This window comes from Nostoc sp. UIC 10607, from assembly GCF_047228265.1.
In the GTDB taxonomy this organism is placed as follows: Bacteria; Cyanobacteriota; Cyanobacteriia; order Cyanobacteriales; family Nostocaceae; genus Nostoc; species Nostoc foliaceum_A.
Map to the genome: position 1 here is coordinate 1 of NZ_JBIQNW010000121.1, position 9,222 is coordinate 9,222.

The 9,222-nt window shown below is 43.1% G+C and carries 7 protein-coding genes and 1 pseudogene; 4 read left to right on the forward strand and 4 right to left on the reverse strand.

From position 1 onward, the window contains the following. Positions 1 to 72: 72 nt before the first annotated feature. Positions 73 to 342: pseudogene (locus tag ACEYW6_RS34945) on the reverse strand (hypothetical protein); the annotation flags it as partial. A 699-nt stretch (positions 343 to 1,041) separates the two neighbouring features. Here ACEYW6_RS34945 and ACEYW6_RS34950 point away from each other — a divergent pair. From ACEYW6_RS34950 to ACEYW6_RS34965, 4 genes are all read left to right on the forward strand, one after another. Continuing rightward, positions 1,042 to 1,815, forward strand: a complete 774-nt coding sequence (locus ACEYW6_RS34950; protein ID WP_094346400.1) for a ParA family protein — start codon at positions 1,042 to 1,044, stop codon at positions 1,813 to 1,815. Then, positions 1,812 to 2,780, forward strand: a complete 969-nt coding sequence (locus tag ACEYW6_RS34955) for a ParB/RepB/Spo0J family partition protein (RefSeq protein WP_412983404.1) — start codon at positions 1,812 to 1,814, stop codon at positions 2,778 to 2,780. Before ACEYW6_RS34950 ends, ACEYW6_RS34955 begins: the two co-directional genes overlap by 4 nt. 308 nt (positions 2,781 to 3,088) lie before the next feature. After that, positions 3,089 to 5,332, forward strand: a complete 2,244-nt coding sequence (locus ACEYW6_RS34960) for an ATP-dependent RecD-like DNA helicase (protein ID WP_412983405.1) — start codon at positions 3,089 to 3,091, stop codon at positions 5,330 to 5,332. Positions 5,333 to 5,424: 92 nt separating this feature from the next. After that, entirely contained in the window at positions 5,425 to 6,375 is a 951-nt protein-coding gene (locus ACEYW6_RS34965; RefSeq protein ID WP_340096716.1) for an RpoD/SigA family RNA polymerase sigma factor, read from the forward strand. Positions 6,376 to 6,518: 143 nt separating this feature from the next. Here ACEYW6_RS34965 and ACEYW6_RS34970 read toward each other — a convergent pair whose 3' ends face one another. The 3 genes from ACEYW6_RS34970 to ACEYW6_RS34980 form a co-directional block, all read right to left on the reverse strand. Beyond that, positions 6,519 to 6,887, reverse strand: coding sequence for a VOC family protein (locus ACEYW6_RS34970; RefSeq protein ID WP_375466841.1), 369 nt, complete (start codon positions 6,885 to 6,887; stop codon positions 6,519 to 6,521). Between the two features lie 221 nt (positions 6,888 to 7,108). Further along, on the reverse strand, positions 7,109 to 8,494 hold the full coding sequence (locus ACEYW6_RS34975) for a strawberry notch C-terminal domain-containing protein (protein ID WP_412983406.1): 1,386 nt from the start codon (positions 8,492 to 8,494) through the stop codon (positions 7,109 to 7,111). Then, on the reverse strand, positions 8,495 to 9,222 hold a 728-nt coding region (locus tag ACEYW6_RS34980), incomplete at its 5' end, for an RNA-guided endonuclease InsQ/TnpB family protein (RefSeq protein WP_412983407.1).

Genomic DNA, 9,222 nt, shown 5'->3' on the forward strand with positions numbered 1-9,222 from the left:
CTTTACCGTATATACCGTGCTGTCTCCTAAATCCTTTACCAGCAAGCTTTTTGAGACTTAACGGGAAAAGTCAGGTAAAGTAGGCCACCATAAGCCTCGGTCATCTGGGCCAACAACTGCTCCTGGCGGTTTCAATCCATTCCGATTCAACACTGAAGTATTCGCAAAGATTTCAATACGTGGCTGTGGTTGACTTGTTAGGTTATTCGCATACTTGACTTGCCAGGAGTAACTGGTGAGTGCTGTAGCTTCATACTGTTCAGCAGTAGTAGTGCTGCAACTAGTTAGTGTCAGTGCCGTTAGTGCAGTTATTATTGAGGGTAAAATTTTCAACTTTTGCATTATCAATCGTAAATATCTCTTACTAATCACTCTTGAAGAGGGAGTGCGCCATCATTGCTGCCAAGGAGAAGGAATCGCTGTTGTCGAAATCACTTCTCCTGTTTTTAATCTGATACCAGTCTGCTCACAGTTGGGGTATTGGACTTTCACTTTAATCAGTGAAGGATGTTCTTTATATTCTCCCATTACTAGCTCTTTTGTAAACTCGCACTTTTATTCCCTGTTGGTAGTACCAAAAAAGTGTTTATCTTAGATATATTTCATCAGATATCGGCTAGAAATATTTGTTGTACTGTTGTATTTTCAAGCAAGATTACCCATGCAATTTCTCGTGTGTCAGCAGTGCAAATCATTGGCGATGCTGGAAATAAAAAGTGCAATACTGGTAGCGTGCATAAGTTATCAGAATCAGATTCGGATTTTTTTAACACTGGCAGAAGTTAGTCGCCTTTTGTTGGTGTATCTGTATCTGCATCTAAGACAATTGCTTATAGTTCATCTACTCTCTCTGCTGCCACCAAATACAATTCGCGTTCGCGGTATTCAAATGATAACTTGTATACTCTTGCTACAGGCAACTTCTAGGCAGTATGGAATGGAAAGTAATCTTGCAACCTCTAAGAGTTGTATTCCCCCTAATCAAGCGCTACAATCTGCCTGTATTAGAAGTACTTTTTGCGATAACTGCAATTTATTAAAGTGAGCCAAACCCGGATTATTGCACTATTTAACCAAAGTGGTGGGGTTGCCAAGACAACACTTACTCAAAATCTGGGCTACCACCTTGCACTTAAAAAACGTCGTGTTTTGCTTGTGGATATGGATCCGCAGGCATCTCTCACTACATTTATGGGACTCGAACCAGACGAATTGAGTATTAGTATTCAACAAACAATAGTTGATAACAGACCATTACCTATCTATCCTGAACCGATTCATAGTATGGCGCTTGTCCCTGCTGACATTAATCTTGCCGCTAGTGAAATGCAACTTAGTAGTGCGATCGCTAGAGAATATCGCCTAAAAAATGGACTCTTGAATGTGCAAGATAATTACGACTTCATTCTTATCGACTGTCCACCTTCTTTGGGGTTACTCAGTATCATCAGCCTCACTGCTGCTACTCATATTCTCGTTCCTATCCAATGTCAATTTAAGTCATTTAAGGGAACTGAACTTTTACTCAGTACGATCACCCAAGTCCGCAGTCATACCAACCCCAGATTGCAATTTGCTGGATTTGTTCCTACAATGTTCGATGGTCGGACTGCCCAGGAATCGCGTACACTTAAAGCTGTACAAGAACAACTATCAGAGATAGCTCCTGTATACCCACCAATTCCAAAAACTATTGCCTTTGCCGATGCTTCTGAGCGCCGAGTCCCACTAGCATTATTTGATAAAAACCATCCAGCCGTGGGTGTACTCAAAAAAATTGCTGATAGCATAGATAAACTTGAATTAAAACTGTGAATAGCAAACGTAACGAACCTTACGCTGCAATCAAAAAGCCTGTCGATCTGCTGTTTGGCACTGTAACTGGGTCACAATCTGATGATCAAGCCAGCGCTACTAACACAATTGCAATTGCCAAAATTAAGCTACCTTCCTCACAGCCAAGGCGCTATTTCGATGAGCAGAAGCTTGAAGAACTATCACATTCAATCAAAGAATTGGGTATTCTCGAACCTCTGTTAGTGCGTCCGCTCTCTGAGGGCGATTATGAATTAGTAGCCGGAGAACGACGCTACAAAGCGGCATTGATGGCTCTTTTAACTGAGGTTCCTGTAGTAGTCCGCATAATGGATGATGCGACTACGTACCAAGTGCGACTCGTTGAAAACCTGCAACGCGAAGACCTCAATCCACTAGAAGAGACTGAAGGTATCCTTGAACTATTAGCATTTCGGTTGTCAATCAGTACGTCAGAAACCGTCAAATTGCTTCAAAAAATGGAAAACGAAGCTAAAGGAAAAATTACCCGTAACGTTACGGGTAATTCTCAAACTCTACTTGTTGAGGAAATATTTACAGCATTAGGAGGCATGAAGTGGGATTCATTTGTTCGCAATCGCTTGCCTTTACTCAATCTCCCTCAAGATGTGCTTTCAGTATTGCGTTCGGGAAAAATTGAGTACACTAAAGCAAGGGCAATCGCTAGGGTGAAAAATGAAAAAACAAGAATTCAACTACTAGAAGACGCGATCGCCTACAATCTCTCATTGAGCGAAATTAAGCGGAAGATTTTAGAAATTCAGCAGAAGCCGGAATCAGAGTCTCGCACTCAAACAGAGTCAACATCTCTGAAAGACCGCGTTGAGGACACACTTCGCCGTTTTAAGCAGTCCAAGGTATGGGATGATCCGAAAAAAAAATCAAAGCTAGAGAAGCTCTTGGCTCAGTTGGATGTATTGATGAAAAATGACTTAACAAACTGATAAAAATAAATTAGCTAAAACTGATAAAAAAATTTGATTTTATACCACTAATATTTCGGGGATTGACTGTGACCTTATATCAAGTAGTTGAGTAGAATGTTGCAGTATGAGCGGTAGTTGTTAAATCTCAAAAATCTGCCTTATTGAGAATAGACTAAAATAGAGGTTCAGATCGAACAATCATAAATCAAAAGTTTCGAGGATATCTTATCCCGAACTCCTAATACCGGGCATCTTATTTAGTATTTATGTACTATAATTAGCTGACTTCCAATATTATAATAATGTGCGGCATCTGATCATAAGCAATGTCCACTCCCCCTAATCTTTCTCCTCAACAAGTAAGCGCCTTTCCTCAACACGAAACAATCACCGGAGTCGTAGAACGCCTAACTTTTTACTCTGCTGAATCGGGTTACACTGTGGCAAGACTGACCCGTCCCCGTAGCACCGAACTGACAACAATTGTTGGTTCCTTTGCAAATATTCAACCAGGTCAAACTCTACAGCTAATTGGTTTCTGGCGTGACCATCCACAATTTGGCCCCCAGTTCCAAGTAGTCAACTACAAAGAAACCAAACCAGCCACCCTCACCGGAATTGAGAAATATTTAGGCAGTGGACTCATAAAAGGTGTTGGGCCAGTAACAGCCAAACGCATCGTAGCTCACTTTGGATTTGAGACCCTCGATATTATTGAAAACCAGATCGAGCGATTAATTGAAGTTCAGGGCATCGCTAAAAAGCGGATTACTTTAATCAAAAACGCTTGGTCAACTCAGAAAGCAATCAAAGAAGTGATGGTGTTTCTCCAGGGGCATGGCGTTTCTACCACTTATGCTGTAAAAATTTACAAGCAATATAAGGATGAAGCGATCGCTACTGTTACCAAGAACCCCTATCAGTTAGCAGCCGACATTTATGGGATTGGTTTTCTGACTGCTGACAAGATTGCGAGAAATATCGGAATTGCGCCTGACTCAGAATTTCGTTACCGTGCGGGGATTATCCATTGCCTAAGTGAAGCTGCCGAAGATGGTCACTGTTACCTGCCACAAAGCGAACTGATTGAGTCGGTAATCAAACTGCTGACTACCGAATCTCACCAGCCCACAGAAGAAGCGGTTGCGATTATTATTAAAGATATGGCTTTGGCAGACGAGCTGATTAGAGAGCGGGATGAAGAAAAAAGGCTACTTTGCTATAAGCCGACTTACTTTCATACGGAACAGAATTTAGCTCAACTGATACGCCAACGCTTGGAAAAACCTGTTGGCACTGACATTGAGCGTGTGCGTGATTGGATTGAGCGCTTTACTGCTAGCCGTAAAATTCAGCTTTCAGAACAGCAACGCCAAGCTGTAGAAACAGCAGCCTACTCCAAAATCATGATTTTGACTGGTGGCCCTGGCGTTGGAAAGACCTTCACAACTCACACCATTGTCAGCCTGTGGAAAGCAATGGGTAAATCCATAGCCCTAGCTGCACCTACTGGACGCGCTGCTCAACGTTTGGGTGAAATGACTGGGCTGGAAGCTAAAACTATTCATCGGTTGCTAGAATTTGACCCGCGCTCAAGGGGTTTCAAGCGCGATAGCGAAAATCCTTTACCCCACACGGCAATTATCGCTGACGAAGCTTCGATGCTTGATTTGTTTCTGGCTTACTCCTTAATTAAAGCAGTACTAGCTGGCGCTTTACTGTTGTTGGTGGGTGACATTGACCAGTTACCATCTGTGGGCCCAGGTCAAATACTCGCTGATTTGATTAATTCTGGTTGCGTGCCAGTAGTGCGGTTAACTCAGGTATTCCGCCAAGCTCAAACAAGTGCAATTATCACTGCTGCTCACCAAATTAATCGAGGAATTTATCCCACAATCGAGCCAATCTCCGACAATCCTGTGTCCGACTGTATTTGGCACGGCGGCGGACATCAGCCCGAACATGGTGTACAGGCAATCTGCGAGTTGATTACCGATTTGATTCCACGGCTGGGTTTTAATCCTGCTACTGATGTGCAAGTGCTTTGCCCAATGACACGGGGAGTAATCGGGACTCGTAACCTGAACACAGTATTGCAGCAGTTGATCAACCCACCCAGCCCCAACAAGGTGGAGATTAATAGAGGTGGGAATTTGTTGCGCGAGGGCGATCGCATTATCCAGTTGACCAACGACTACAACCGCGAAGTCTTCAACGGCGACCTGGGGATTATTCAAAGCATTGATACTGTCGAGCAAGAAGTTACAGTACTGTATGGTGAGCGTACTGTGGTTTACGATTACGCTGACCTGAATGAAATTGCCCTTGCCTGGAGCATTTCGATTCATAAAAGCCAAGGCTCAGAATATCCGGTGATAGTTCTGCCAATCTATATGCAGCACTATATGATGTTGACCCGGAACCTGTTTTACACCGGGCTGACCCGTGCCAAGAAGTTAGCGATCATTGTTGGAGCGAAAAAAGCGATATCTCTGGCGGTGCGCTCTACTGAAGACCAACAGCGTTACACAAGGTTGAAGCAGAGGTTACTTCATCCAGAACTGCATTAGTGATGAATTTTGACTATTAAAAATAAAAAAGTTTATCGAATTATTTGATTTATACTTTTAAATCCCCCGGTAAAAAAAGCCCAAAAGTTTGTATGTCCAGCCTCAGTTCAGACATGGTTCGCATCTATTTGCAAGAAATTGGTAAGTATCCTCTATTAAAACCAGACGAAGAAATTGCTTATGGTAAACAGGTACAACAAATGATTGCCATTGAGCAATCTAAAAATGAACTCACTCAACAGCTAGAACGTGAACCAACAATGACAGAATTAGCCAATGCTGTTGAAAAAACCGAAGCACAAGTCCGAGCAGCACTACACCTTGGTCAAAAAGCTAAACAAAAAATGGTGACAGCTAACCTGCGACTAGTAGTTTCTGTTGCCAAGAAATACCAGAACCGCAATTTGGAATTTTTAGATTTGATCCAAGAAGGAGCAATAGGTTTACAACGGGGTATAGAAAAGTTTGACCCGAACCTGGGGTATAAGCTCTCGACCTACGCCTACTGGTGGATTAGCCAAGCTATAACCAGAGCAATTGCAGAACAATCTCGGACTATTAGATTGCCTGTTCATCTAACCGAAATCCTTAATAAAATTAAGAAGGTGCAGCGAGAAAGCTTTCTAAAACTCGGCCGCCATGCCACTGCTGAAGAAATAGCTGCATCATTAAACATCAGCCCCGATAAGCTTCGAGAATATCTCAGTGCCTCTCGTACAGCCATTTCTTTAAATAAAAAAATTGGAGATGAGCAAGAAACAGAATTGGGCGAAATTTTAACAGACGTTGGTGTTTCACCAGAAAAACTCCTTACCCAAGAACTTCTATCCCAAGACGTGGCTAAATTCTTAGAACCATTGACACCTATACAGCGTCAAGTGTTGACTTTAAGCTTTGGGCTAGAGAATGATCAGCATTTCAATCTCGCTCAGATTGGCCAACAGCTAAACCTCAGTCGAGAGCGGATTCGTCAAATCCAGGTCAAAGCTATAAGTATTCTCCGCCATCATCAAAATGACATTCAAGAGTATTTATTTGATTAAGCCATCATGTAAAAATAAGTTGTACAAATTTCAGTAGACCAAAAAGTTTGGCGTGAGCTTTGCTCACCGTATTAGCATCAGCTAGTAAGTTTTGTAGCACCGATTTTTCTTACTTGACCTTTTGTTAAGTTCTTTCACTTGTCTTAGACCCAGGTTTTACCCTGCATACCAAAAAGATTTCCAAATGGGTCCCACATTTGACAAATTGCTTGCTGTCCCTCAATTACCAAAGGGCCTCGATAAAGCCTTGCACCATGCTTTTGGGCATAATCTAATGCTTGCTCAAAGTTGTCTACACGCCAATAGGCTACTTGACCTGCGTTCCCCGGACGCATTTTTTCATCTGCCAGATGGAAAAACATTTCAACGCCGCCAACATCAATCAATGCTCCTCGTATTTCATTTTCTACATAAAAGTAATTCATTGGTATATTTAAAAGCTCGCCATACCATTGAGCAGCTGCAACAACATCATCTACGAAAAAAAATATAGCTTGAACGCCCTTAAACATATACTGCTCAGTTTCTCCTTATCTGGTGAAGCACCCCAAATCTATCCTACTTGCCAAATCATACGCTCGTCACTGCTATTGTGACTCTTCATTTTTCTACATTCTAGGTATTCCACGTCAGAGCTATTACGTATAATTACCTTCATTTTGTACAATAAAAACACACTATTGTTTGAGCGAAAAATAAGCTGATGTATTTATTAGATACATCAGCTTTTGACTTATCCCAAGATTTCAATCACAGCCGCTAGAATAGCTGGTGCTTTGTCTGAAACTGGAATGAACACCCGCTTTTTCCAGTTGATGATCTCAGTGAAACAGCCAATAGCTAAGAGTCGCTCTGCCAATGAGATAGCATTAACCAGTTCTATGCGAGGTTCACCAGCAATGAAAGAACGTCGCAAGGTTACACCACCCGGCAACTGCTGTGTATATCTCTCGTTGAGTACCAGCTTCACAAGTTCATCTGGAGAAAGCAGCTGGTTCCTGAGTCCAAGTTGTTCGCGCACGGTTTGAATGTCGTGAGCATTCACCACCCGACCGAGAATCTTTTGTCCATCGCTGGTTTGCAACCGGAAGACTCGGCTATTGTGCTGCGGCAAGATTTTCCAAATGGGCAACAAAATACCGGTGACTAAGTGCAGATAATCGGTTGTGAACTTGGGCAGTGTGTCCACTTCCTTCGACCACCCTGCGACGAACGCATCGACACAAACCGCTTTCCAAGTGGAAGATTCTAAATCCTTGACTGGTATACGGATTTCTTTCTGTGGACGGACGAGTAACACTCTTGGTACAACACCACCATCAGCATCGTAGATACTATGTGTCGGAATTGACACAGCAGCATGACCAAACTTGGTGTTAACCATCAATTTCCCCTGGTACATACTGGCAAACTCAAGCATTTCGTCAGCCGTTCTGATGTTATTCTTCTGAGTGCGTTCTATCTTGAGATAGTTCGTTACGCTACCAGTGGCAGGGTGGGTGTACACAGCTTCCTGGCTCTCAACAGTAAACCGTTCAGCCCGTAAAGTTTCCACACCCATCTCATAGACCCCTGTGGCGATCGCTGCTTCAATCTGCTGACTTAGCAATAACTCAAAACGCTCGAAAATGATGTTTTGCATATCGATGCGTAAAGCCAGCAGGCGATTGAGGAATTGCCGTAATGGGGGCAAGTCGATTTTCATCCCGCCTTCATGAGAGGTTAAACTCAGTCCTGTCATTTGCTCAAAAGTCCCTAGTGGAACTTCATAAAATCGACCTTGGTATATTTGTCGGAATAACTCATACAGCGCGTGTTCCGCATAGTTCGACTCCAGATTATCCTTAGCCTCAAATATCCCATTGCCACCCGTCTGCCGTTGACCGCGAGTAAGAGCGCCCAAGCTATCCAGCCGTCGGGCAATGGTTGAGATAAAGCGGCGTTCACCGATGACGTTAGTGGTAACAGGTCGGAAAATAGGTGCTGATGCTTGGTTAGTCCGGTGCGATCGCCCAAGCCCTTGGATTGCGTTGTCTGCTCTCCAGCCAGCTTCCAACAGGTAGTGCGATCGCCGCCGACGATTCACAGCATTTAGATCAGCGTGTTGACACTCCCCCAATTATAAATTTGGGGATTCTTGCGTCTTCGGGATTCCAACGAATTTACCCTCAGCAAGCATCTTGACCGTATGCCCTACGGCTGCAAGTCCTCTCACAAGAACTACTTGGGCAGCTGCCACATCTCTATCATTGCTATAGCCGCAATTCAAGCAAATATGAGTACGTTCTGAAAGCTCTTTCTTGCCTGTATCGGTTCCACAATTAGGGCAAGTTTGGCTAGTTTTACGACTGTCTACTTTCTGAAAATAGACACCACGCTTAAGACAAGTTTGCTGTAGTATGTTGAAGAATTGACCGAATCCAGCGTCTAAACAGTGTTTGCCCAGTATTCCACGGGATAAACCAACTAAATTCAAGTTTTCAACAAACACCATTCCGACATCGTTGCAGATTTGGTGAGACAGTTTAGAGTGCCAATCTTTGCGGCAACGAGCAATGTACTCATGAAATTTTGCTACTTTCTTTTGAGCTTTCTTCGAGTTGTTCGAGCCAATACGTTTTCGAGAGACGCGCTTTTGCAGCAATTTCAGCTTGCTTTGGGCATCAACAAAAAACCTTGGACGCTTGAGTGTTAGCCCATTGGAAGTTGCGATAAAACTTGTTAATCCTACATCAATTCCTACTGCTTCACCGTGAGGTATTGGTTGTGGTACCTGACTTTTCCCGTTAAGTCTCAAAAAGCTTGCTGGTAAAGGATTTAGGAGACAGCACGGTATATACGGTAAAG